This is a genomic window from uncultured Pseudoramibacter sp. (assembly GCF_903789625.1).
Taxonomy (GTDB): domain Bacteria; phylum Bacillota; class Clostridia; order Eubacteriales; family Eubacteriaceae; genus Pseudoramibacter; species Pseudoramibacter fermentans.
Window position 1 is genome coordinate 1 of record NZ_CAIFFF010000013.1, and the last position, 23398, is coordinate 23398.

The following is a 23398-nucleotide window of genomic DNA, read 5'->3' on the forward strand; positions in this document are numbered from 1 at the left end:
AAATCAAACGAGGCTCTGAGTATTTTCTCAGAGCCTCGTTTGTCTACAGTCTGAGTCGAAGTGAAGTTCACTTCGACTTTTTTAGTGCGCTTTTTTGATTAAGCTTCAGCCTTCCACAGTCCATGGAGATTGCAGAATTCGTAAGCAGCGATTAGTTTGTCGTCCGCGGTCAATTCAAAAGAAGCCTTCGGCGCTTCGCCTGGTTTTAAGTATTTGACCTGAACGCCCTGAGCGGTTTCCAGTGCGATCCACTGAATGTAGTGTTTTTCGAGCATCGGGTGTTCGACGGAGCCGACCACGACGTCGACGTGAGTGCCGTTCTGAGTAATGACCGGGACGTGTTTTTCTGTTGCAGCATCTGTGGTGTTAGCGGTTAATTCGTCCATATCCACGCCGCAGCAAACTGGGGTGTACGGTGAATCCTGAAGTACATAAACCATCTGTCCACATTTCGAGCATTTGTAAATTTTCATATTGGCCTCCTTCTTTGTGCCTGTAATACGATTTCATAGCTTTATTATAGAACTTGAATTTCATTTTGTAAAGTGAGATCGGCGAAATAAATCCCGTCTTAAGATAAGATCTACTTTATCCAATATTAGAATTGTTCAAAACTAAATCTTAAATTAATCGTAATAATCTTTCGCTTTTTTCCGTCTTTTGAGCTCGGCCTTCAGCCAAGCAAAGGTCGCGTCCTCGCCCTCGTCCCGAAGTTTTTTGAGCAGAAACTCGAGCTCCTGATGAGTGGTGGGGTGCATGTAGGGCGAATCCTTCATGTGCTGGTAATAGTCCCACGGATGGTGCTCAGTGTATTGATCCTTTAAATAAATTTTACTCGCGGCGACGCGGTCGCAGAACATTTCCGCCACGTATTTGTACGGCATGCGGAAGCCGACCATTTTGGTGTGATCCTTGAGGTCCAAATCGATCCAGTACTCGAAATGGTGCTTGTTGCGGCCCTTGTGGTGCAGCCAAGCCCGGGAAATGCCTGTCTGTTTGCGGGCCTCGGCGTTGGGGCTGTGGGTGCCGGTGAAAAAGCGGACGCCCGTTGAGAACTCTGTCCAGCTGTATTTGCTCATGTCGTGGAGCAGCCCCTGCTTGTAAAGCCCAACCTTGAAGCAGTGCTTCATCACGAGCCATTTGTGGTGGGTGATGGTCTTGAAATGGCCCCAGCCCATAGATAATGCGTTTTTCATGATAAACCTTCTTTTATAATTGCACGATTTGATTTTTTGGCGATGTCGCGGTACATCCAGATGAAGATCAAAATGGACATGACCCCGGCGAGCAGCCACGCGGCCGGGTCGCACGCGCAGGACACGGCGTAGGAATGTAGGTGGATGCCGAGGACGGCAGTGCCGCCGCGCGCGGCCAGCTCGGTCAGGCCGCAGATCAGCGGCAGCATTGCGTAGCCGCAGCCTTCCATGCTGCTTCTGAAGATGAAGATCATCGCCAGCGGAATGTAGCACGGAATCGAAATTTTCGCGTAGGTCAGCGCCCAGGGCATCATTCGGGACAGTTCTTTGCCCGAGGAGAAAAACAGGCCCATGAACGTGCGCAGCGGCAGCACCATCAGCGCCATCGCGGCGATGGAATAGATCACCTCGATAATCACCGATATTTTAATCCCCTCGCGGATTCGGCCGAGGTCCCGCGCGCCGGCGTTCTGTCCGCAGAAGGTCGCCATCGTCTGACCCATTGCGATCATGCCCTGCATCAAAATGTTTTGTATTTTCGACGCGGCGGTGAAGGACGCGACGGCGTCGGCACCAAACAAATTGATCGCCGCCTGCATGATCATGATGCCGGAATCGGTGATCGCGTACTGCAGGGCCATCGGAATGCCCATTCGGATTTCAAAGGCGACGGCCCAGCGCTTCGGCCGCCAGTGATCGCGGCTGGGAATCAGCACTGGCACGCGGAGCACCGTGTACACCGCGCAGAGCACCGCCGAGATGCCTTGGGAGAGCACCGTCGCGGTGGCGGCACCGCCGACACCGGCGTGAAAGGTGATGATGAACAACAGGTCGAGCCCGACGTTGAGACACGCGGAAAAGACGAGGAAATACAGCGGCGCGCGGCTGTTGCCGACGGCGCGCAGAAAAGCGGAGAACAAATTGTAGAACACCGTGCAGAGCGTACCAAGACAGATGATGCGGATGTAGGCAAGGGCATCGCGGTAGACCGAGGCCGGCGTGTTCATCAGCTTGAGAATCTGTGGGGCGAAGGCCCAGAACAGCACAGTTAAAATCGCGGACAGGGCAAAGCCAAGCTCAATGCCCGTCGCGACTGAGACCTTGACGCCGCCACGGTCCCCAGCGCCGTAGCGCTGAGAGGTCAGCACCGTGAAGCCGGCGGTGATGCCGATGGCAAAGCCGCCGATCAAATACATCAGCCCGCCAGTGGAGCCAACAGCAGCCAGGGCGTCGGCGCCGATGAAGCGGCCGACGATGATCGTGTCCACCATGTTGTAGAGCATCTGGAAGACGTCGCCGATCAAAAGCGGAATCATAAATTTGATGATGAGCGGGAGAATTCTCCCCTTGGTCATATCCTGTTCCATTGCGTCCTCCTTTGATTTGGTTTTTGACAATGTTCATTATTATATCACACGCTTGAAAAATGCCAATGATAAAAGCGCGGCCTGGGGTTTGACAGTCGCTGGGGGAGTTATTATAATAGGTGTGCAAATAAGGAAATGGTTAAATTTTAGAACGAATTATATTTTACGGCGGCAATATGCAAAAATCACAAAAAAAATCAGACATTAAGATTAAATCGGCAAAAACCTACCTTCCCGGATTGGACGGGCTGCGGGCCCTTGCCATCATCGGCGTCACCTTTTTCCACCTGATCCCGAATGTTTTCGCGGGCGGCTATCTGGGCGTCCTCCTCTTTTTCGTCATCACCGGGTTTCTTTTGGCCTACACTACGGCTGAGCGGGACCACCGTGGCACGTTTACGGTGCCGAACTTTTACGCCAAGCGGGTCAAGCGGCTGTATCCGGAGCTCATTCTCGTCGTCTTCTTTTCAGTCGGCGTCATTCGGTTTCTTGTGCCCTGGGCGGTGCAAGGCATCCGGCTCGAGGTCGCGAGTGTTTTTCTCGGCGTCAACAACTGGTGGCAGATTGCCCAGAACGCGGATTATTTTAAGCGGATCGCGAGCGCTTCGCCCTTTACCCATCTGTGGTTTCTCGGCATCGAAATACAATACATTTTAATTTGGCCACTGATTTTTTGGGGCGGCAAGCAAATAAAGAAGCGGCGCGGTTTTTTCGCGGCGTGGTGCTTTGTGCTGCTTTTATCCCTCGTCAGCGCGGTGTGGATGCCGATCTGCTACCAGATCACCCACAACGTCACCCGGGTCTACTACGGCACCGATACCCGCGCCTTCGCCCTTCTTTTCGGGGCCTGTCTCGGACTCCTTAAATACGAAAGGGACGCCTCGAGAAAGCGCAGGCCGAGGCCACGCAGGGCGGGAATAAAAATCACGGCGGCGTTCTGGGGGATTATCGCGCTTGTGGTTGTCAGCTACGTCTTCATCAAAGGGCGTTACGCCTTTGTTTACGACGGCGGCATGGCGCTGTATACCCTGGCTTTCGGCGCGCTGCTGGCGATGACCGTGGACAGCCGACTGACCTTCGGCAGGCGGCTCGACCGCAGCCGCGTGCTCAAGTGGATCGGCAGCCACAGCTACGGCTTGTTTCTTTGGCAGTATCCGGTGATTTTCGTCTTTAATAACAAGGGCTGGCTCGATCATGCCGCGGGCGGCGTCCTCGCGCTCGTGCTGATCGGTGCGCTTTCGGCGTGGTCGGCGTGGCTCGTCGACTTTGTCGAAAAGAAGAAGTGGCGGCAGCCTTTCAAAAAGCAGGCGCTTAAAATCGCAGCGGTGGCGGTGGCCTGTGCCGCGGCGGTGATCTGCGGGCTGGGCCTTTACACGACAATAACGTCAAAGAACAGCCGAGCGGAGGTGCAGCAGGCGCTGAGATCCCGGCTTGAAAAGAATCAAAAGGCGATTTCAAAAACGAAGGACGGGACACCCATTTACCCTTGGACGGATCCGCCGAAGGCCAAAACCAATTACAAGGGAACGGGCAACGCGGCACGCGCCTCGGTTAAAAACGTGACGATTATTGGCGATTCCGTGACGCTGGACGCGGCGCCGGATCTAAAGGCGAAATTCAACAACAGTGTGACGATCAACGCGAAACAGTCCCGCCACATCGGCGACGAGCTGGATTGGGTAAAAAAACAGCGAAAGAATCACCACCTCGGCCGCACCGTTGTGATCTCTCTCGGTACCAACGGCGAACTTTACGAGAAAGCAGTCAAGGCGCTTTTGAATGTCCTCGGGCCGAACCGCTCCGTATTCTGGGTCAACGTCTACGGGCCGGAGCTGGATTGGACCCGCGCCAACAACGACTATCTGAACCAGCTGGCCGCGGACTATCCTAATTTGACGATCATCGATTGGAACAGCACCCTTTCAGCTCATCCCGAATGGCTCTGGGAGGACGGCATCCACCCGAATCCCGATGGCTCAAAGGCCTACGCGGATCAGATTTACAATGCGATCGAGCAGGTGCAGACGAAGCAGCAGGCGGTGGACAAAGCGCGTCGTCAGCACACAAACAAGTGAAAATAAAAACAAATGTAATCACTGAAAATTGTGATAAAAATAACAAATGAAAAAATTAGTCATCTGAAAGTTTTTTTGTGAAAATTTCAAAAAAACGCTTGAAAAAATTAATTTTAGGCTTATAATAACCACAGTTCAAATCGAACAGAATTGAAATAATGATAAATAGTTCTTCTACCGAAGGCCAACGAGGGCACGCAGGCATGATGTCGGTGTGCCCTTTTCTCTTATCATTATTGGGACGAAAGGAAGTGGTCATTTGTCAAATCTTTCGAAAGATCTGAGCGAAGCGCTGACGATTAAAACGGCATTCAGCTTTAAAATCGCCGGTCATACGATTGCGGTGTCTGAATCCGTCGTTGTCACGTGGATCATCATGGCGATCCTCATCGCTCTGGCGATTTTCCTGACGCACGGGCTCAAGGTTCAAAACCCTGGGAAAAAGCAGATCTTTCTCGAATCGGTTATGTCCGCCGGGTACAGCTTATTTTACGGCATCCTCGGGGACAATGGCGCCGGGTACATCCCTTATTTGCTGACGGTGATGTTTTATCTCGGCTTTGCCAATTTAATCGGGATTATCGGCTTTACGCCCCCGACTAAGGATTTGAACGTCACTTTGGCGTTGGCGTTGATGTCCATTGTGCTCATTGAGTATTCCAATGCGCATCACAACGGCGGCAAGAAATTTTTCAAGAGTTTTGCCGAACCGCTTCCGCTGATGACGCCGTTTAACATCATGGAACTCGGAATTCGGCCGCTGTCCTTGTGTATGCGGCTTTTCGGCAACGTGATGGGTTCCTTTGTTGTCATGGAACTTTTGAAGGCCGTCTGTCCGCTGTTCCTGCCGGTTCCGTTCAGCATGTATTTCGACATCTTCGACGGATTGATTCAGATGATCGTGTTCGTCTTCTTGACGGCGCTGTTTATGCAGGAAGGCTTAATCGACGACTGACGGCGCAGTCAGTTTTTGGAAAAAACAGTTTGATTCAGAAATTTTAAAATCTATATTTAAGGAGAAATTATCATGGGTACACTTATTGCAATTGGTGCAGGTATTGCGGTTTTAACAGGGATCGGCGCCGGTATTGGGATCGGCATTGCGACAGGGAAGGCGACAGAAGCGATCGCTCGTCAGCCGGAAGCAGAAGGCAAAATCATGAGAAACCTGCTTTTGGGATGTGCGCTGGCTGAAGCAACCGCTATTTATGGGTTCGTCATCGGTCTTCTGATCATCATCATGTTGAAATAATGAAAGCGCGGTGACACACTGTGCTGAAAGTAGACATTAATTTGGTCTTCACCGTGATTAATGTCATTGTCCTGTATTTGATTTTAAGGAAATTCCTATTCAAGCCCTTTAACAACATGCTGGGGAAGCGGAAAAAACTGATTCAGGACGATTTCGACACGGCCGCGGCAGCGAAAACCTCTGCCGAGGACATGAAGACCCAGTACGAAAAACAGCTGCAACAGATTCAAATTGAACGCGAACAGATTTTATCTGACGCGAAAAAGCAGGCCGATCAAGTCTATCAGAAGCGCATGGCGGAGGCAGAAGCCGACGCGAAGGCGCTGGCTGAAAAGACACGGCGTCAGCTCGAGGAAGAACGCAGACAGACCGAACGGGAACTGCAGGATGCTGTCGCGGATCTTGCCATGAAGGCGACGAAGAAAGCGCTGGAAAGCGGTGCACCTTTATCGGAGGGCCGTTATGGAACGCTTCGTTAGTCAGACGGTGATCGACGGTGCAAAGGTGATTCGCAGCCAGCATTTATCGAGCGACACGCTCAAGGAATGTCAGGCTATTCTCAATCAGAATCCGGCTCTCATTCAGATTCTGTCAGACCCGACGAAGCACACCCGCGCGAAAGCGGACGTCATTGAGCAGATCTTCCCGAAGGAAGTCGTGCCGACCTTTGCGGTGCTGTGCCGGCACGGACAATTTAAGAACATCCGCAAAATTTTAGACGCCTGTGAAGATCTGGCGGACATCGAAAACGGTACGGGCCACGGGACACTGTGGTACGCCGGCGAGATGCCGGACCGCGAGGCGCTGGAAAAGCTGGTGTTCAATAAATTCGGCGTCCGCAACATCAAATGGAAGGTCGTTCGTGACGACGCATTGATCGGCGGCTTCCGCATCCGAATCCGCGACTTCGTGTACGACCATTCGGTGGCGGGCAGCTTTAAGGAATTGAACGCATTGATTAAAACACACAAACGGAGGTGAGAACATGAACTCAGAACATATCGTCCGCGTATTAGAGGACGAAATTGAAAACTTTAGAAAAGACGACAGCGTTCAGGAAATCGGGACAGTTCTCACCGTTGGCGACGGCATTGTTTCCGTGTACGGAATGCGCCGCGCTTTTTACGGCGAAATTGTGACCTTCGAATCCGGCGACCGCGGTATGGTCCAGGATATCGGAGAAGATTTGACACGCTGTATCTTATTCGGCAGAGACGCCGATATCTCAGAAGGTATGGAAGTTCATCGCACCGGACAGGAAATGTCGGTGCCGGTCGGCGACGATTTTTTAGGCCGCGTGGTCAACGCCTTGGGCGACCCAATCGACGGCAAAGGGCCCATCGAATCCAGTGAACGGCGCCCGATCGAATCGCCGGCGCCGGGGATTCTCGACCGTCAGGCCGTCGATACCCCGATGGAAACGGGGATCTTGTCCATCGATACGATGTTCCCGATCGGCCGCGGACAGCGTGAGCTCATCATCGGCGACCGCCAGACGGGGAAGACCTCGATCGCGGTGGACACCATGCTCAACCAAAAGGGAAAGGACACTATCTGTATTTACGTGGCCATCGGTCAGAAGGCGTCATCAGTCGCTCAGCTGGCCAGAACTCTCGAAAATTACGGGGCGATGGATTACTCGATCATCGTCAACGCGTCGGCGGCCAATACGGCCTCAGAACAGTACATCGCGCCTTATTCAGGCACGGCCATCGCAGAATACTTCATGCACAAGGGCAAGGACGTGCTGATCGTCTACGACGATTTGTCCAAGCACGCGGTGGCTTACCGTGCGCTTTCCCTGCTGCTCGGACGTTCGCCAGGGCGTGAAGCTTATCCTGGGGACGTTTTTTATCTGCACTCCAGACTGCTCGAACGGTCGAGCCATTTGAACGACGCCCTCGGCGGCGGCTCCATCACGGCGCTGCCAATCGTCGAAACCCAGGCCGGAGACGTCTCCGCCTACATTCCGACGAACATCATTTCGATCACCGACGGGCAGATCTTCCTCGAATCGTCACTGTTCCACTCGGGGATGCGGCCGGCGGTCAACGTCGGGCTGTCAGTTTCCCGTGTCGGCGGGGACGCCCAGACCAAGGCGACGAAGAAGGCCACAGGGACGATCCGAATCGATTTGTCCCAGTACCGCGAACTCGAAACCTTCACGCAGTTCTCGTCCGATTTGGACGATGAAACCCAGGCCCAGCTGGCCTACGGCGAACGGCTGATGGAAATGCTCAAGCAGCCGGTACACCAGCCGATGTCAATGGCCGATCAGGTCATCTCATTGGTTGCTGCGGAAAACGGCGCTTTCAATAAGATTCCGGTCGCGGATCTGAAGGCTGTTCAGAAGACATTGCTCGAAGATTTCAAGGTGCAGCATCCGGAAATCATCGATCAGCTCAACACCACCAAGGATTTGGATGACGAACTGAAGCAGCAGATTGTCGACGCTGCGAAACAAATTGTCGCGGGAATGGATCAAAAAACAGCGAGGTAGGGATCATGGCTTCACTCAATGAACTGAAAACCCGAATCGCCTCGGTTCAGGACACGATGAAGATCACCAACGCCATGTACATGATCTCGAACAACAAGATGCGCAAGGCGAGAAAGGCCTGGCAGGATACCCTGCCGTATTTCGATACGCTGGAATCCGTACTGGCCTTGGCGCTGCGCCATCTGCCGGACGAGGATGCCGAACATCCGTTCTTCGACAGCCGGCCGGAAATTCCAGCCGAAGAGCGGAAGACGGGCTACATCGTGATCACAGGGGATAAAGGGCTGGCCGGCGCCTATCACCAGAACATCTTCAAGCTTCTGGAAAAATCGTTAAAGTCGACGCCGAACAACCAGATCTTTGTCGTCGGCCAGGTCGGCGTACATTATCTGCGCCAGCGGAAAATCCCCTTCGATGTCAACTTCATGTACACGGCTCAGGATCCGACTTTGGGCCGGGCCCGGGACATGGCTTACCGCGTTTTTCAGGCCTTCCATCATCACATGCTGGACGATGTGTACATCATTTATACGAAAATGATCAACTCGGTCACGATGGAGACGACGAAGACGAAGGTCCTGCCGCTGGAACCGAAGGACGTGCTCGAAACGGCCGATCCGATTCATACGGAGTTTGAACTGTACCCGACACCGCGAGCGGTTGTAAACACCGTCGTTCCGGATTACACCGTCGGCGAAATTTACAGCGCGATGGTCGAGGCTTACTGCTCCGAACAGAATTCCAGGGTCATGGCCATGGAAAACGCGACGGATTCGGCGAAAGACATTCTGTCGGATCTCAAACTCGAGTACAACCGCGTCCGCCAGGCCAGCATTACTCAGGAAATCACGGAAATCGCGGCAGGCGCGAGGGCACAGCAGAAAGGAAAGAGCTAAAGAATAGATGAAAGGGAAAATCACACAGGTGATGGGCGCTGTCATCGACGTGACCTTTGAAGGCGGGGAACTGCCAAAGGTCAAAAACGCGCTGATGGCTTCCCATAACGGTAAACAATACACAATGGAAGTTTCCCAGCATATTGGCGACGACACCGTTCGCTGCATCCTGCTTAACGCCGCAGAAGGGCTGTGCAGGGGCATCGACGTCGAAGACACCGGCGCCAGCATTGCCGTTCCCGTCGGGGAACAGGTCCTGGGCAGACTTTTCAACGTCACAGGGGACGCGATCGATGGCGGTGAAGACCTCAGCGACGCGCCCCATTGGGAAATTCACAGAGAACCGCCGGCATTCGAAGACCAGAGTCCGGCCGTCGAAATGTTTGAAACGGGCATCAAGGTCGTCGACCTGCTCGCACCGTACGCTAAGGGCGGCAAGATCGGCCTGTTCGGCGGCGCCGGCGTCGGCAAGACCGTTTTGATTCAGGAACTGATTCACAACATCGCGACGGAACACGGCGGCTACTCCATTTTCACCGGGGTCGGCGAACGCTCCCGTGAAGGGAATGAACTTTACACGGAAATGAAGGCCTCCGGCGTTCTGGACAAGACCGCCTTGGTCTTTGGTCAGATGAACGAACCGCCAGGATCCCGTATGCTGGTCCCGGAAACGGGGCTGACGATGGCCGAATATTTCAGAGATCAGATGAATCAGAACGTGCTGCTCTTCATCGACAACATCTATCGATTCACCCAGGCCGGTTCAGAAGTTTCGGCCCTGCTCGGCCGAATGCCGTCAGCCGTCGGTTATCAGCCGACGCTGGCCAACGAAATGGGCGCGCTGCAGGAACGCATCGCCTCGACGAAGAAGGGCTCGATCACGTCGGTTCAGGCGGTTTACGTACCGGCCGACGACATTACCGACCCGGCGCCGGCGACGACGTTCACCCACCTCGACGCGACGACCGTGTTGTCCCGTAAAATCGTCGAACAAGGGATTTACCCAGCTGTCGATCCGCTGGAATCCTCCTCGCGTATTCTCGAACCGGACGTCGTCGGGGAAGAACACTACAACGTGGCCAGACGGGTTCAGTCTGTGCTTCAGAAGTACAAGGAACTTCAGGACATCATTGCCATCCTCGGGATGGAAGAATTATCCGACGAAGACAAGGTCACCGTCATGCGCGCCCGCAAGATTCAACGTTTCCTGTCGCAGCCGTTCCACGTCGCCGAAAAATTCACCGGTGTGGCCGGTGCGTATGTGCCAGTCGCGGAAACGGTCAAGGGCTTCAAGATGATCCTCGACGGCGAATTGGACGATTTGTCCGAAGCGGCCTTCTTCAATGTCGGGACCATCGAAGACGCGATCGAAAAAGACAAGCAGCTTAAAGCAGAAGCGTCGAAATAAGCAGGTGATCTGATGGCGTTATTTGATTTGAAAATTGTGGCCAGCAACCGCTTGTTCTACGAAGGCAAATGCCAGTCCCTCACGATTCCGTGTACCGACGGCGAAAAACAGGTGTTGGCCCATCACTCGGCGATGCTGATGGCGATGACCAACGGCACGCTGCGCTTTACCGACGAATCCGGCGCCGAAACGATCGCCGTTTCAGGCACAGGCTTTGCCGAAGTGGTCGACAATCAGGTGACGGTAATCGTCGATACGGTCGAACGGCCGGAAGAAATCGACGCGAACCGCGCCAAGGCAGCGGCCGAACGTGCGGAAGAACGCCTGCGCCAGCGCAAGAGCCTGCAGGAATACTACAAAGGCCAGGCGGCTCTGTCCCGTGCGGTGGCCCGTCTGAAGGTCAAACGGTAGAAAAATTTAAAAATAATACGAGTCTCCGAATCCAGAGCGCTATTTCTGGTGACGGCGGCTCTTTTTTATTTAAGACAACGGCGGGAAGGGCACAAAAGTAGTGTTATCCGTTTATTTTTTCGAGCTGATTCGTTATAATAAAACCATGAAACTGACAATTGTCCGGCATGCCCAGACCTTGGGCAATGCCGAAAAACGTTATTTAGGGATGACGGAATCCGAGTTGACCGAGAGGGGAAGGGCCCAGCAGGCCCAGACCTTAGCGCGGCTTTCGGGGACGACCTTCGACGCCGTGTACGCGAGCCCTTCCGGGCGGACGATGGCGATGGCCAAGCAGCTGGCCCGCGCCAGTCACGTGCGTGTCCGACAGGACGACCGGCTCAGGGAAATGCATTTCGGCATTTTCGACGGCTTGACCGCGGCAGAGGCCGAAGCTCAATATCAAGAGATCTGGCAGGCCTGGCTCGCCGATTTCGACCGCTACCGTCTGCCGGAGGGCGAAGGCTTTCAAGATGTCAAGGCGCGGTTCGCCGCATTCTGGAAAGAGATTAAAGGCGCGTACGACGACAGCGCTCACCTTGCGCTGGTCACCCACGGCGGCGTGGTCCGCGCGGCCCTTGCGGTGCTCTGCGGGATGCCCGACGCGCTGACCTGGCACGTCGAGACCCAGCCCGCGTCAATTGTGCAAATCAAAATGATCGGCGATTACGGCGTACTCTGCGGGCTCATTCCGTCCGAAACATTACAATAATTTTTTATAGGAGAGTTATTTGGAAAAAGTAAAACGTGAAATCTTAATCGATTCGGCGGACGTGCTGACGCCGCTTTTCGGCGAATACGACGCCAACGTCAAGCAGATTGAAAAGAGCTTCGGCGTGCACATCAATGTCCGGGACTCAAAATTGACGGTGACCGGTGAAGCCCCCGGCGTCGAAGGGGCGCTGGCCGTCATCGGCGACATGGTCGGTGTGATCAAGAAGGACAAGGGCATCAGCGCGGACACGACCCATTATCTGATCGAAATGCGCATGAAGGGCATCAACAGCCAATACGCGGAGATGATGGACGACATCATCTGCTTCACGACTCGGGGCAAGCCGATTAAGGCGAAGACCCTCGGCCAGCACCGCTACATCGACGCCATTCGGCACAACGATATCGTCTTCGGGATCGGCCCGGCCGGCACCGGCAAGACCTACCTCGCGATGGCGATGGCCATCACCGCCTTTAAAAACGGGGACGTGAGCCGTTTGATTTTGACCCGGCCTGCGGTCGAAGCCGGCGAAAAGCTCGGCTTTCTGCCCGGCGACCTGCAGGACAAGGTCGACCCGTACCTGCGCCCGCTTTACGACGCGCTGTTTGAAATCATGGGGCCGGAGGCTTTCGAGCGCAATATGGAAAAGGGGCTCATCGAAGTGGCGCCGCTGGCCTACATGCGCGGCCGCACCCTTGAAAATGCGTACATCATTTTGGACGAAGCCCAGAACACGACGCCGGCCCAGATGAAGATGTTCTTGACCCGCTTCGGCGCGGGCTCCAAGGTCATCGTCACCGGGGACGTCACCCAAATCGACCTGCCCTCCGGAAAACGCTCGGGGCTCATCGAAGCCCAGCGCGTGCTGAAGGGCATCAAGGGCATCGACTTCATCGAATTCGATTATTCGGATGTGGTGCGCCACCGCCTCGTGCAGCGCATCATCGAAGCCTACGAAAAGTACGACCAGACGCGTGCGGCCCATCAAGAATCGGAAGCGGACAGCGAAGAAAAAGACGCGCCCCGCCGGAGAAAACACCATGATCACCATTGATTTTGAAAACCAAACCGCGTACAAGGCCGAAGAGAAATGGCTGCCTGAAATCGAAGCCTACATCCAGAAGACTTTGGTTACAGAAGGCATTGATCTCGACCTCAACACCTACGAAATTTCGCTGACCTGGGTCGAGCCGGAGACGATTCACAGACTGAACGCGGAGTACCGCGGCATCGACCGGGAAACCGACGTGCTGTCCTTCCCGATGTACAACTTCCCTGAGGATCAGGCCGTGCTGACGACACCGTCGGAGATACCGGTGCTCCTCGGCGATATTGTGCTCAATCCAGCCCGCGCCAAGGCGCAGGGCGCGGAATACGGCACCGGAATGGAGCGGGAAATGTGCTACCTGTCGGTGCATTCGACGCTGCACCTGCTCGGCTACGATCACATGGAGCCTGAGGATAAGAAGCAGATGCGCGCCCGGGAAAAGACCGTCATCGGTGACGTGGGTACGCCGCTGAAATCACAGGAAAATCAAGAAGGAGCAAACCAGTGAAACGCCTGAGAAAAAGCTTTCATTACGCCTTTGAAGGGCTCGGCTACGTCATCAAGACCCAGCCCAATATGCGCATTCACTCGGTGATGGCGCTGATCGCCATCGCCCTCGGTTTCATTTTTCACGTCAGCCACGCCGAATGGCTCGCTCTGGTTCTGGTCATTGGTTTTGTCATGATTCTCGAGGTCATCAACACGGCGGTTGAAACGCTGGTGGATCTCTACACCGAGGAATTCAACCATTTGGCTAAGATCGCGAAGGACACGGCCGCGGCGGCCGTCCTGTGCATGGCGATCGTGTCAGTGATCGTCGGCGTGATCATTTTCGCGCCGAAGGTGCTGGCGCTGTTCTGAATCAAAACAAAGTGAGGTAAATGTGAGTCAATTTAAATCGGGATTTGTCGCGCTGATCGGCCGCCCCAACGTGGGCAAATCGACGCTGCTCAACGCGCTGATCGGGGAAAAGCTGGTCATCACGTCGCCGCGGCCGCAGACCACGCGCAACGCCATCCGCTGTATCCGGACGGACGACACGAGCCAGATGGTCTTTGTGGATACGCCGGGGATTCACCAGCCCCAAAACAAGCTCGACGAGGCGATGAAACAGGCGATCAAGGATACCCTCGAGGATGTGGACGTGGTGCTCTACTTGATCGACGGTTCCGCGAAGAAAACCTATCCGGAGGATCAATACATCCAACGCATTGTCCGCAAGATGAAGACGCCGGTGATCCTCGTGATCAACAAAATCGACCAGTTCTCAAAACCGGCGCTGCTCGAAAAAATCGATCAGGCGAAATCCCAAGACATCTATCGGGAAATCATTCCGATTTCCGCGGTTAAGCGCGACGGCGTCGACACGCTGATCGAACGGATTCAGGCGATCCTGCCCGAGGGGCCGATGTATTTCCCTGACGATATGGTCATCGATCAGAGCGAGCGCTTCATCGTCTCCGAAATCATTCGGGAAAAGGCGCTGAATCATCTCAGAGACGAGGTGCCCCACGGCATTGCAGTGGAGGTCACAAAGATGCACCCGCGCAAGGGCAAGCACGGCAAGACCGTCGTCGACATCGAGGCGGACATTCAGTGCGAAAAGAAGAGTCATAAGGGCATCGTCATCGGCAAGGGCGGCAGCATGCTCAAGGCCATCGGCAGCGACGCACGGCAGGATATCGAAGCCTTTCTGTCTCAGAAAGTCAACCTGCAGCTGTGGGTCAAGGTGCGTCAGAAATGGCGCGAGGACGACATGGCCCTCAAGGATTTGGGGTACCGGTATTAAATGGCGTCGGTCAAAACGAAGGCCCTCGTCATTCGGGAGTCGCCCTATCAGGACAACGACAAGCTGTTGACGCTGTTCACCGAAAAATACGGCAAGCAGCGGGCCATCGCCCGAGGCGCGAGACGGCGCAAAGGCGCGCTGAGGAGTGTGACCCAGCTCTTCACCTACGGCGATTTCATGTATTTCGAGGGCAAGAATTTTGCGAACATTTCCGACGCGACACTAATTGAGTCTTTTTATAAGCTAAGAGGCGACATTGTCAAGGTGACGCTGGCGTCCTACGTCGCGGAGCTTTTGGACGCCTTCTACGATTTTTATCAGGGTGATCCGGAAATGCTCAAGGCGGTGACCCACATTTTTTATTACTGGTCGGAACAGCTGGCTGAAAACGACGAGGCATTGGCCACCTGCTTTCAACTTAAGCTGACGCGCATTCAGGGGCTTGGGCCGGAGTTGTCACGCTGCGTGCGGTGCGGCGAAAGGGAACAGCTGACTGGATTTTCGCTTCAAGACGGCGGCACCGTCTGCGGGAGCTGCCTGAAGCCGGGCGATCTGCCAGTCACCCCCGACTTGATCGCCGATATGCGCCGGTGGATGGGGGAACCGATCAAAACCATCTGCCACACCAAATGGGACGCCGGCCGCGTCCGTCAGGGGCTCGATCTGATGGACCGCTACATTACCGTTCAGCTTGGACGGCAGACCAAAAGCTATCAATTTTACAAGGAATTATCTGCTCAGAGCAGCAGGCAGTGAAATCCAATAAAGGAGGGCAACCATGATAGAGAATCTTTCCGCACCCGGTGAATTGGCACAATGGTCCGAGGGCTGTGTTGAAGCGCTGCAGAATGGGGACTTCACCCGAATCCGCGTGCGCAACCACCGTCGGCTCATCTTGGCCGAGTACGGCGCTGACGATATTCTAATTGATTTGTCAGAAAAAGGGCCCGGCCGGGTTTATCTGCACATCGAATCCACCTCGAAGGAGGTGCTCCGGTGGTTTAAATCCTGTGTGACCGAGGCGATGCTGAGCGTTCGGCCTAACGTCAATCCAAACGCTGGACAGGCTCAGAGCAGCCGCGCACAGCACACGCCGCAGAGCAATGCGAGTGCGGCAGCCTCGCACAGCGGCCAGAGCGCCTTCGATCAGGCTTACCGCAAGGCGCAGGCAGCCCGCCGTCAGGCCTCCCAGGAGGAACAAATGGCGCAGACGCCAGGACCTGACGCCACGCGGATCGCGCCAGACGCGTACCGAGAGGAACCCTTCGATCCGGACGCCACCCGCATTGCGAAAAGCCCCTTCGAGCGGGCGAGAGACCGCCAACTTTCAATGGGGGATGCCGCTCACGCACAGAACGACGTTCCAACAGCTGACGACACCGCCTTTGACACGACCTACGATGATGACGCGGTGTACGACGATTACGATGACAGCTACGCTGATACCGAAGGCTACGACGACGGTTACTCGGACGATTATGCGGACAATTATGATAAAGAGCCGACAGCGGAGATCGATCCCGTCGATTACGGCGATGAAGCGCCAGAGGGTAACACGCAGTCGGAGGACGCACTGTACGAAACGGGCGACGTTTATGCGCCGGAGGATTACGACGATGCCCCTTACGATGACGGTTACACGGATGACACCGTGTACGATGGGGAAGACGGCGCCTACGAGGATGACTACGCCAACGGGGCTTACGGCGATTACGATGACGGCTACACCGATGCCGAAGGCTACGACGACGGCTACGCGGACGACGATGAAGCCCTTGAGCCTGCGGCCCCTCAAACCTTCAAAGAAAAATGGGAGGCGTTGACAGAAAAGACCTGGTTTTTACTTTTGATGCTCGCGGTCTTCCCGCCGCTGGGCCTGTATTTGATCTGGCATTACAGACGTTGGACCGGCGGCAAACGCGTGCTTGCGACGGCCATCGGCCTTTTGTATTTTCTGTTCGTTTGGCTCGGTTTTCTCGGCGTGAACACCGGCATCAACCGCGATACCTTTACAAGTCTGCGGAGCCGGACGAGCCAGTCCACCGGCAGCAACGTCCAGAACACGCCGGATACCAGCTCGGATTCAACGGATACGTCAAACAGTACCGATTCGACGACCTCTGATTCCACCACTGATTCCACTACAAATTCGGCGGACAGCAGCAGCAACACCGTGCTGGAGCAGGCTGTCAGCCAGCTTAACAATTGGGTCTCCAATCTTGTGCCGTAAAAAAATCTCCAACCTCTGAGCTCAACTCAGAGATTGGAGATTTTTTATTGCGGGGATGCTGTGATTTTACGACAGCGCTTCGACAGCTGCCTTCAAAAACGCGTAGGTCCGTTTAAATGACGGAATCGACATGTGTTCGTTGGCCGTGTGGATGTCGATGTTGTCTGGGCCGATGGAGACAATGTCGAGGTCCGGAAGGGCGTGGGCAAAGAGGGCGCATTCGAGACCGCCGTGGATAACCATCGGCGTAAGGGCTTTGCCAGTCTGGGCCTGCCAAATGGCGGACATCGTGTCCAGCAGGGGAGAGGTCTCTCTTGCCGGCCACGCCGGGTAGGAGCTGGGCGCGCCAGTGGTGCCGCCGAGGAGGTCGATCAGCCGAGTCACCCGTCCGCAGAGCATGTCTCTGGCGGTGTCGTGGTCGCTTCGGATGAGGAAGACGAGGGACAGTGCCTTGTCGGAAGTCGCGGCGACGCCGAGGTTCAGAGAAGTATTGACTGCGCCGGGGACAGAGCGGTCCATCGCGACGACGCCGGTTGGCGCTGCGGAAAGGGCGCCGAGCACGCGGGCTTCGGAATCGGGGTCGAGGACAGACGCTTCAACCGCGTCGGCCTGAGGAAAATCGAGAGCGAGGGTCATGCCCTGATCCCGTTTTCCGGCGATGGCGCGAAAGGTGTGCTGCAGCGCGTTGACGGTCTGATCGAGGGTCACGCGTTCGCTCGGCGCGATGAGCAGGGTGGCTTCGGCCGAGGTTGGAATCGCGTTGTCCCGTTCGCCGCCTTTTAAGTCGACGATGGAGAAATCGACGTCCTTGGCGATGGCACAGAGCGCGTCGGCGAGCACCTTGACCGCGTTCAAGCCGAATTGGTCGATTTCGTCGCCGGAATGGCCGCCGGCCAGACCCGAAACACTCAGCACCGCGGCAAGGCCCTTGGCCTTTACGCGGCGGATCGGCAGCGTGCTCTTCATGTGGGTGCCGCCGGCGCAGCCGACGGTTGCCGTGCCTTCGTCCTCAGAGTCGAGGTTGATCATGGATTTGGCGTCGGCAAACTGCTGATAGTCCAACGCGTAAGCCCCGTCCATGCCGACTTCCTCTTCTGTCGTGAAGACGAGGTAGAGCTTCGGGTGGACGAAATCCGGCTCGTCGAGCAGCGCCAGCGCCATGGCCACACCCGCGCCGTCGTCGGCGCCGAGGGTGGTGCCGTCGGCGTAGAGGTCGTCGCCCTTGAGCACAAGGGTGATCGGATCGATGTCAAAATCGTGAATCACGCCGGGCTTGGCCACCGTGACCATATCGAGATGGCCCTGGAGAATGACCGGTGCCGCGTCCTCGTGGCCAGGGGTGGCCGGGACGGTGATAACGACGTTGCCGACGTCGTCCCGTTCGGCGTTCAGGTGTTTTTCTTCGGCAAAGGCCAAAATGGCGTTCGAGAGCTTTTCTGTATGATAAGAGCCGTGGGGAATATCCGCAATCGCTTTGAAATGCTTAAATAAATGTTCAGGCTGTAAATTTTTAAGTGGATCAGACATGTTGATCCCTCCCTTCAAGTCATTGCGGCCATTATATCAAATGCGGCAGGCGTCCGCTTGCTTTTACCCCATATTTTTCATATAATAAAGGAAATTTAATTTATGGGAGAAATTCAATGTTTTCAAAAAATAAAGATCAAAAGCAGAACTTAAGCTTTTTTGACCGTTTGTTTGGTCATTGGTGGATGATGCTCATCGAAGGGATTTTGATGATCGTCGTCGGGATCGTGATCGCGGCGGTACCAGGCTTTCGGACGCTGACCATCCTCATCCGGATCGTCGGGATTGAACGGCTGATCGTCGGCTTTTTCTATCTGATTTTAAGCCTGCGCGATCCGATTGCCGGCGTGCTGATTTCAGGGCAGGCCTTTGTAAATTTGATTCTCGGCTTTTTCCTGGCACTGATGCCGGGCTTCTTCTTAAGTATCTTCATTTTTTTGGTTGCGATTTGGGCGTTTATTTCCGGGATCGGCATGCTCGTTCAAAACCGCGGTCCGCAGCACCTGACGAGCCGCACCGTCGTTGGAATTCTGCTGATCGCCTTCGGGCTTTTCGCCGGGATCAGTCCGGGGCACACCGCTGACGCGCTCGTGCTGGTGTTCGCCGTGATGATCATCATTTTCGGCGGTTACCTGCTGAATCGTTCCAGTGAAATGCACAAAACTGAAAAGAAAATTGCCGAAGAAGAAAAGGGCTACGACGATTACACGATTGAATAAGACAGGAGTGAGTGTATTATGAAAATAGTAGTCGGGATGTCCGGCGGAGTCGATTCGTCTGTCGCGGCGCTGCTGCTGAAGCAGGCCGGACACGACGTGATCGGTATTTTTATGAAAAATTGGGACGAAACGGACGAAAACGGTGTCTGCACTGCGACCGAGGATTACGAGGATGTGCGCCGCGTCTGTGAAAAAATTGGTATTCCCTATTATACGGTAAATTTCGAAAAGGAATATCAGGAGCGGGTCTTTCAGGATTTCTTAGAGGAATACAAGCGCGGCCGGACGCCGAATCCAGACGTTTTGTGCAACAAGGAAATCAAGTTCAAGGCCTTTCTCGACTACGCGATGAAGGTGGCGGGCGCGGACAAGCTCGCAACTGGACATTACGCGCAGATTCGGAAAAACGAAGCGACCGGCCGCTACGAAATGCTCAAGGGGGCGGACGGCAACAAGGATCAGACTTATTTTCTCTGCCAGCTCGGGCAGGCGCAGCTGTCGAAGACGCTGTTCCCAATCGGCGATCTCGACAAACGGGAGGTGCGCCGCCTCGCGGAAGAATACGATTTGTCGACAGCCGGGAAAAAGGATTCCACCGGGATCTGTTTCATCGGCGAACGCAATTTCGGCCAGTTCCTCCACCAGTACATGGCCAACGAGCCCGGCGAGATCAAGGACTTGGACGGCAACGTCAAGGGCCATCATAACGGGCTGATGTATTACACACTGGGGCAGCGCCGCGGCCTCGGCATCGGCGGACAGGGGACGGGTGAGCCCTGGTTCGTTGTCGAAAAGGATTTAGCGACCAATACGCTCTACGTCGTGCAGGGCGACGATCACCCAGCACTCTACTCGAAGGCACTGACCGCGTCGAAAATGAGCTGGGTCGCCGACGTGCCGCCGGAGGCTAAACAGTTCAAATGCCAGGCGAAGTTCAGATACCGTCAGCCGGACCAAGGTGTCGAGGTCAATGTCGTCGACGCGACCCACATCGAGGTCCGCTTCGACAAGCCTCAGCGCGCTGTGACGCCGGGCCAGGAAGTGGTGCTCTACGACGGCGAGATCTGCCTCGGCGGTGGTACCATCGACGCGATTACCAAGCTCGACGGCCGCGTCCAAACCCATTGATCGGAGGCGGCGATGACAAAAGACATCCGCACAAGTCTGTCGACCCTCGTTTACATTGAGGACCCTGCGACACATAAAATTCTGATGCTCCACCGCGTGAAAAAAGACCACGACGTCAACCACGGCAAGTGGATTGGCGTCGGCGGTCATTTCGAGGCCGACGAAAGCCCTGAAGAATGCTTGCTGCGCGAGGTGTGGGAGGAAACGGGCCTGACGTTGAAGCGCTGGCGCTTTCAAGGCATTGTGACCTTTGTCTCCGGCGACGGCGTAACGGAATACATGCACCTGTTCACCTCGGACGCATTTACCGGGACGCCCCATCCCTGCGATGAAGGGGTGCTCGAATGGGTCGACAAGGATCAGGTCTTGAAGCTCAATCTCTGGGAAGGCGACCGGATCTTTTTCCGATTGATTTTAGAGGATCCGGCATTTTTTTCGCTCAAGCTGGTGTACGACGGCAATGGCGGACTTGTCGAAGCGGTTCAGGACGGTCATCCCCTCGAATTGTTCGACGTGCTGGACGAAGATGGCCGGCCGACGGGTGTCGTCCGGGAACGGGGCGTCTGCCATCGGGATGGCAGCCTCCACGGGACGGTGCACATCTGGATGCTGCGCCGCCATCACGGCAAATGGCAGGTGCTCCTCCAGAAGCGGGCGGCCTGCAAGGATTCCAACCCGGGCTGCTACGATATTTCCTCGGCTGGACACATTTCGGCCGGCGACACGCCGCTGTCCTCGGCGCTGCGCGAGGTTGGCGAGGAGCTCGGCCTGAAGATCACGGCGTCCGATCTTGTGGAAATCGGCCGACACCGCGCTGGGTTTTCGGCGCATTTTCACGGCAAGCCCTTTGTCGACCAGGAACTGAGCACCGTGTATCTGTGCACGAAGCCTTTCGATATCGAAGATCTCAAACTTCAGGCGTCAGAGGTGGCATCGGTCAAATGGTTCGATTTCGACGAAGCGGCAGCCGGCATCCGGGACGGCCGCATTCCCAACTGCATCTACGTCGACGAGTTCGATATGGTGGCGGAAGCGCTGAAAAAGCGCAATATGATGAAATAATACGGGAATTGGCAAAGACTTTAGCAGAAAGCCGCAGCCGATTCTCGTATAATGAAGATGAAGAATTAAATATAATGAAGATGAAGAATTGAAATGGAAAGGTGGCGGTAGAAATGAAAAAGAATCCTATTGGCAGAATCGTCGTCCGCCGCGGCAGCGTGGCGGAATTGGCCGTGCCCTGCATCGTTGATCCCACTGACCCTGAACTTTCGGGCAAGGGCCTGACCGACCAGGCGGTGCAGAAAGCCGGCGGGAGAAAGCTCGTCGAGGCCTGCCGCAAAATCGGGCATCTGGACGTGGGCGAGGTCGCGATGACCGACGGCTATCAAAGCGATGCGGAACATATCATCTTTACGGTCGGCCCGCAGTATACGGGTAAGCCTCAGGACCTCAAGGATTTGGCCGCATGCTATATCAACATTCTCGAGCTGGTCAAGGAAAAAGACATCCATCAGGTGGTCATTCCGGCCATCAGCTGCGGCGGCGGGGATTTCCCGATTGAAAAGGCGGCGCCATTGGCCATTGAAACTATTCGAGGCTGGCTCAAGCTCAATCCGGATTATTCGATTATCGTGTTTGTCATCGGCATTATCCCAGTCGTCTACGAAGCCTATTGGCAGTATTTAATGGATCATCCGTATTGAGATAAAGGACAGAACAATGACGAAAATCATCTGTTATGGGGATTCAAATACCTACGGGTACGATCCGAGAATGGGCGGCAGCGGCCGCTACGACGAGGCGCACCGGTGGCCTGAGGTGATGGCGGAGGCACTTACCGCCGCGGGGAAGGATGTGGACGTCGTCAACGCCGGTTTTCCTGGGCGGACGCTCTCGACGGTGCTTTACCCGGATTATTACGGCCACGGCGTAGATTTGTTCACGACGTCTATGCGCGGGTACGCGCCCTTCGACTGGCTGTTCGTCATGCTGGGCAGCAACGACTGCCTGAGACCGGATTCGATTGAACGCGTGGTCGGCCGAATGGCGGATTTGATCGACGAAGCTGCCGACTCCAATTGGTGGGCGGAGGCGCCGCAAATTCTTTTGATGGCGCCGCCGCAGATCGGCAGAGAGCTGGACGTGCCGGCCGACACCTTTTTAAGCGGTTACTGCGCAACGCTTGGTGAGACGACCCTCGACGGCTTTGCGAAGAAAAGCCGGAAGCTCAGAGCGGCGTACCGCGAGCTGGCTGAAAAGAAAAACGTCCGCTTTTTCGACGCGGGCGAAGTGGCAGAGGCGGGCCAGGTCGATTATATCCATCTGACCGAGGAAAGCCAGCGGCAGCTGGGGCAGGCGATGGCTCAGGATGCCTTGGCGTGGATTTAAGCAAGAGTGAGTGCCTCAAATGAGGGGACAGCGGTGTCCGCGATGCGCGCAATTTCCGGCCAGTCCTCTCGATTGGCCGGGTCGTAGACCGCAAGCGTCGGAAAGCCCGCGGTGTGGGCCGTCGTGACCGCCGTCAGGTTGTCCTCGACGACAAGGGTCGAAGCCGGCTTTGAATGAAGGACGTCGGCAGCGGTGAGAAAAATTTTCGGTGAGGATTTGCCGGCGCGGATTTCCGGGTCTTGGTCGGTGAGAACCGCCGAAAAGCAGTCTAAAATATTCAGCCGGGAAAAGGCGGCGCGGATCAGCGCGCGGTCGCCGACGGAAGCCACCGCGAGGGGCATCTGCGCGGAAAGGGTGCGCACAAAAGCCAGAGCCCCGGGCTTGAGCGGCGCGGTGTTGCGGTAAAAGGCCGCGATTTCATCTAAAATCGCCTGCTGAATTTCTTCGATAGATAGCGTTAAGTGGTAGTGCGTCTTCAAATAGGCGCTGCTCTGATCGAGGGTCATATTAAACAAAAGATCTCCAAGACCGGGCTCCGGTGTGACGCCAAGGGCGGTCAGCACACGGGCACCGGCGTCGTACCAAATGGGCATCGAGTCGAGGAGCGTGCCGTCCACGTCCAGAATCGCGCCGGTGAAACAGTTTAAATTTATTTTCTTTTTCATGATTTCCTTTTTTTTCTTGAACTTTTGCGGTAAGGTATACAC

Annotated in this window: 26 protein-coding genes; 21 read left to right on the top strand and 5 right to left on the bottom strand. The window is 55.3% G+C overall.

From position 1 onward, the window contains the following. Window positions 1–98 precede the first annotated feature (98 nt). The 3 genes from QZX60_RS07385 to QZX60_RS07395 all read right to left on the bottom strand — a co-directional run bounded on the left by QZX60_RS07385 (window position 99) and on the right by QZX60_RS07395 (window position 2563). Window positions 99–473 carry a desulfoferrodoxin family protein gene (locus tag QZX60_RS07385; RefSeq protein WP_295363111.1) on the bottom strand — a complete coding sequence of 125 codons (375 nt, stop codon included), beginning with the start codon at window positions 471–473 and terminating at the stop codon, window positions 99–101. 153 nt (window positions 474–626) lie between these two features. After that, window positions 627–1196 (bottom strand): DUF5662 family protein, encoded by a 570-nt coding sequence (locus tag QZX60_RS07390; RefSeq protein ID WP_295363114.1) that lies wholly within the window; start codon window positions 1194–1196, stop codon window positions 627–629. Then, window positions 1193–2563 carry an MATE family efflux transporter gene (locus QZX60_RS07395; protein ID WP_295363117.1) on the bottom strand — a complete coding sequence of 457 codons (1371 nt, stop codon included), beginning with the start codon at window positions 2561–2563 and terminating at the stop codon, window positions 1193–1195. Before QZX60_RS07395 ends, QZX60_RS07390 begins: the two co-directional genes overlap by 4 nt. Window positions 2564–2739: 176 nt before the next feature. Here QZX60_RS07395 and QZX60_RS07400 point away from each other — a divergent pair, with 176 nt between their 5' ends. From QZX60_RS07400 to QZX60_RS07475, 16 genes are all read left to right on the top strand, one after another. Next, window positions 2740–4638, top strand: a complete 1899-nt coding sequence (locus QZX60_RS07400; protein WP_295363120.1) for an acyltransferase family protein — start codon at window positions 2740–2742, stop codon at window positions 4636–4638. 259 nt (window positions 4639–4897) lie between these two features. Continuing rightward, a complete protein-coding gene (locus QZX60_RS07405; protein ID WP_295363123.1) occupies window positions 4898–5593 on the top strand; it encodes a F0F1 ATP synthase subunit A in 696 nt (231 codons plus the stop codon). A 72-nt stretch (window positions 5594–5665) separates the two neighbouring features. Next, window positions 5666–5890 carry an ATP synthase F0 subunit C gene (gene atpE, locus QZX60_RS07410; RefSeq protein WP_295363125.1) on the top strand — a complete coding sequence of 75 codons (225 nt, stop codon included), beginning with the start codon at window positions 5666–5668 and terminating at the stop codon, window positions 5888–5890. A 20-nt stretch (window positions 5891–5910) separates the two neighbouring features. Beyond that, the gene (locus QZX60_RS07415; RefSeq protein ID WP_295363128.1) at window positions 5911–6369 is read left to right on the top strand and encodes an ATP synthase F0 subunit B; all 459 of its coding nucleotides are present in this window, start codon (window positions 5911–5913) and stop codon (window positions 6367–6369) included. Beyond that, window positions 6353–6871: a FoF1 ATP synthase subunit delta gene (locus tag QZX60_RS07420; RefSeq protein ID WP_295363131.1), complete on the top strand. Its 519-nt coding sequence runs from the start codon at window positions 6353–6355 to the stop codon at window positions 6869–6871. The genes QZX60_RS07415 and QZX60_RS07420 overlap by 17 nt, the downstream gene beginning before the upstream one ends. A 4-nt stretch (window positions 6872–6875) precedes the next feature. Further along, on the top strand, window positions 6876–8390 hold the full coding sequence (atpA, locus tag QZX60_RS07425) for a F0F1 ATP synthase subunit alpha (RefSeq protein WP_295363133.1): 1515 nt from the start codon (window positions 6876–6878) through the stop codon (window positions 8388–8390). A 5-nt stretch (window positions 8391–8395) separates the two neighbouring features. After that, entirely contained in the window at window positions 8396–9286 is an 891-nt protein-coding gene (atpG, locus tag QZX60_RS07430; protein ID WP_295363135.1) for an ATP synthase F1 subunit gamma, read from the top strand. 7 nt (window positions 9287–9293) lie between these two features. Next, a complete protein-coding gene (gene atpD, locus QZX60_RS07435; protein WP_295363138.1) occupies window positions 9294–10694 on the top strand; it encodes a F0F1 ATP synthase subunit beta in 1401 nt (466 codons plus the stop codon). Window positions 10695–10706: 12 nt separating this feature from the next. Further along, entirely contained in the window at window positions 10707–11105 is a 399-nt protein-coding gene (gene atpC / locus QZX60_RS07440; RefSeq protein WP_295363141.1) for an ATP synthase F1 subunit epsilon, read from the top strand. Between the two features lie 145 nt (window positions 11106–11250). After that, window positions 11251–11856, top strand: coding sequence for a histidine phosphatase family protein (locus tag QZX60_RS07445; protein ID WP_295363144.1), 606 nt, complete (start codon window positions 11251–11253; stop codon window positions 11854–11856). 19 nt (window positions 11857–11875) lie between these two features. Beyond that, window positions 11876–12913 (top strand): PhoH family protein, encoded by a 1038-nt coding sequence (locus QZX60_RS07450; protein ID WP_295363146.1) that lies wholly within the window; start codon window positions 11876–11878, stop codon window positions 12911–12913. After that, entirely contained in the window at window positions 12900–13415 is a 516-nt protein-coding gene (gene ybeY / locus QZX60_RS07455; protein ID WP_295363149.1) for an rRNA maturation RNase YbeY, read from the top strand. The genes QZX60_RS07450 and ybeY overlap by 14 nt, the downstream gene beginning before the upstream one ends. Next, window positions 13412–13768 carry a diacylglycerol kinase family protein gene (locus tag QZX60_RS07460; protein ID WP_295363152.1) on the top strand — a complete coding sequence of 119 codons (357 nt, stop codon included), beginning with the start codon at window positions 13412–13414 and terminating at the stop codon, window positions 13766–13768. The genes ybeY and QZX60_RS07460 overlap by 4 nt, the downstream gene beginning before the upstream one ends. A 22-nt stretch (window positions 13769–13790) precedes the next feature. Continuing rightward, window positions 13791–14696 (top strand): GTPase Era, encoded by a 906-nt coding sequence (era, locus tag QZX60_RS07465; RefSeq protein ID WP_295363155.1) that lies wholly within the window; start codon window positions 13791–13793, stop codon window positions 14694–14696. Continuing rightward, window positions 14697–15452 (top strand): DNA repair protein RecO, encoded by a 756-nt coding sequence (gene recO / locus QZX60_RS07470; RefSeq protein ID WP_295363158.1) that lies wholly within the window; start codon window positions 14697–14699, stop codon window positions 15450–15452. It abuts the gene before it with no gap. A gap of 22 nt (window positions 15453–15474) precedes the next feature. After that, window positions 15475–16926 carry a tripartite tricarboxylate transporter TctB family protein gene (locus tag QZX60_RS07475; protein ID WP_295363160.1) on the top strand — a complete coding sequence of 484 codons (1452 nt, stop codon included), beginning with the start codon at window positions 15475–15477 and terminating at the stop codon, window positions 16924–16926. Between the two features lie 66 nt (window positions 16927–16992). Here QZX60_RS07475 and pepD read toward each other — a convergent pair whose 3' ends face one another. Further along, window positions 16993–18453: a beta-Ala-His dipeptidase gene (gene pepD / locus QZX60_RS07480; protein WP_295363162.1), complete on the bottom strand. Its 1461-nt coding sequence runs from the start codon at window positions 18451–18453 to the stop codon at window positions 16993–16995. A 116-nt stretch (window positions 18454–18569) separates the two neighbouring features. Here pepD and QZX60_RS07485 point away from each other — a divergent pair, with 116 nt between their 5' ends. The 5 genes from QZX60_RS07485 (at window position 18570) to QZX60_RS07505 (ending at window position 22691) form a co-directional block, all read left to right on the top strand. Beyond that, a complete protein-coding gene (locus QZX60_RS07485; protein WP_295363165.1) occupies window positions 18570–19172 on the top strand; it encodes an HdeD family acid-resistance protein in 603 nt (200 codons plus the stop codon). 18 nt (window positions 19173–19190) lie between these two features. Continuing rightward, the gene (gene mnmA, locus QZX60_RS07490) at window positions 19191–20300 is read left to right on the top strand and encodes a tRNA 2-thiouridine(34) synthase MnmA (RefSeq protein WP_295363168.1); all 1110 of its coding nucleotides are present in this window, start codon (window positions 19191–19193) and stop codon (window positions 20298–20300) included. Window positions 20301–20312: 12 nt separating this feature from the next. Continuing rightward, complete coding sequence (locus QZX60_RS07495; protein WP_295363171.1) at window positions 20313–21362, top strand: NUDIX domain-containing protein; 1050 nt, start codon at window positions 20313–20315, stop codon at window positions 21360–21362. Between the two features lie 113 nt (window positions 21363–21475). Then, on the top strand, window positions 21476–22006 hold the full coding sequence (locus tag QZX60_RS07500; protein WP_295363174.1) for a macro domain-containing protein: 531 nt from the start codon (window positions 21476–21478) through the stop codon (window positions 22004–22006). 16 nt (window positions 22007–22022) lie between these two features. Then, the gene (locus QZX60_RS07505) at window positions 22023–22691 is read left to right on the top strand and encodes a GDSL-type esterase/lipase family protein (RefSeq protein WP_295363177.1); all 669 of its coding nucleotides are present in this window, start codon (window positions 22023–22025) and stop codon (window positions 22689–22691) included. Here QZX60_RS07505 and QZX60_RS07510 read toward each other — a convergent pair. Next, window positions 22688–23356 carry an HAD family phosphatase gene (locus tag QZX60_RS07510; protein ID WP_295363179.1) on the bottom strand — a complete coding sequence of 223 codons (669 nt, stop codon included), beginning with the start codon at window positions 23354–23356 and terminating at the stop codon, window positions 22688–22690. The genes QZX60_RS07505 and QZX60_RS07510 overlap by 4 nt on opposite strands. Window positions 23357–23398 lie beyond the last annotated feature (42 nt).

What these genes read in the sequence shown, in the direction of transcription:
- QZX60_RS07495 (WP_295363171.1), top strand. Translation starts at nt 20,313, where the DNA reads ATGACAAAAGACATCCGCACAAGTCTGTCGACCCTCGTTTACATTGAG.
- QZX60_RS07420 (WP_295363131.1), top strand. Translation starts at nt 6,353, where the DNA reads ATGGAACGCTTCGTTAGTCAGACGGTGATCGACGGTGCAAAGGTGATT.
- QZX60_RS07385 (WP_295363111.1), bottom strand. Translation starts at nt 473, where the DNA reads ATGAAAATTTACAAATGCTCGAAATGTGGACAGATGGTTTATGTACTT.
- QZX60_RS07390 (WP_295363114.1), bottom strand. Translation starts at nt 1,196, where the DNA reads ATGAAAAACGCATTATCTATGGGCTGGGGCCATTTCAAGACCATCACC.
- QZX60_RS07500 (WP_295363174.1), top strand. Translation starts at nt 21,476, where the DNA reads ATGAAAAAGAATCCTATTGGCAGAATCGTCGTCCGCCGCGGCAGCGTG.
- atpE (WP_295363125.1), top strand. Translation starts at nt 5,666, where the DNA reads ATGGGTACACTTATTGCAATTGGTGCAGGTATTGCGGTTTTAACAGGG.
- mnmA (WP_295363168.1), top strand. Translation starts at nt 19,191, where the DNA reads ATGAAAATAGTAGTCGGGATGTCCGGCGGAGTCGATTCGTCTGTCGCG.
- QZX60_RS07475 (WP_295363160.1), top strand. Translation starts at nt 15,475, where the DNA reads ATGATAGAGAATCTTTCCGCACCCGGTGAATTGGCACAATGGTCCGAG.
- atpC (WP_295363141.1), top strand. Translation starts at nt 10,707, where the DNA reads ATGGCGTTATTTGATTTGAAAATTGTGGCCAGCAACCGCTTGTTCTAC.
- atpG (WP_295363135.1), top strand. Translation starts at nt 8,396, where the DNA reads ATGGCTTCACTCAATGAACTGAAAACCCGAATCGCCTCGGTTCAGGAC.
- recO (WP_295363158.1), top strand. Translation starts at nt 14,697, where the DNA reads ATGGCGTCGGTCAAAACGAAGGCCCTCGTCATTCGGGAGTCGCCCTAT.
- QZX60_RS07400 (WP_295363120.1), top strand. Translation starts at nt 2,740, where the DNA reads ATGCAAAAATCACAAAAAAAATCAGACATTAAGATTAAATCGGCAAAA.
- QZX60_RS07510 (WP_295363179.1), bottom strand. Translation starts at nt 23,356, where the DNA reads ATGAAAAAGAAAATAAATTTAAACTGTTTCACCGGCGCGATTCTGGAC.
- QZX60_RS07395 (WP_295363117.1), bottom strand. Translation starts at nt 2,563, where the DNA reads ATGGAACAGGATATGACCAAGGGGAGAATTCTCCCGCTCATCATCAAA.
- atpA (WP_295363133.1), top strand. Translation starts at nt 6,876, where the DNA reads ATGAACTCAGAACATATCGTCCGCGTATTAGAGGACGAAATTGAAAAC.
- ybeY (WP_295363149.1), top strand. Translation starts at nt 12,900, where the DNA reads ATGATCACCATTGATTTTGAAAACCAAACCGCGTACAAGGCCGAAGAG.
- atpD (WP_295363138.1), top strand. Translation starts at nt 9,294, where the DNA reads ATGAAAGGGAAAATCACACAGGTGATGGGCGCTGTCATCGACGTGACC.
- QZX60_RS07505 (WP_295363177.1), top strand. Translation starts at nt 22,023, where the DNA reads ATGACGAAAATCATCTGTTATGGGGATTCAAATACCTACGGGTACGAT.
- QZX60_RS07485 (WP_295363165.1), top strand. Translation starts at nt 18,570, where the DNA reads ATGTTTTCAAAAAATAAAGATCAAAAGCAGAACTTAAGCTTTTTTGAC.
- pepD (WP_295363162.1), bottom strand. Translation starts at nt 18,453, where the DNA reads ATGTCTGATCCACTTAAAAATTTACAGCCTGAACATTTATTTAAGCAT.
- QZX60_RS07445 (WP_295363144.1), top strand. Translation starts at nt 11,251, where the DNA reads ATGAAACTGACAATTGTCCGGCATGCCCAGACCTTGGGCAATGCCGAA.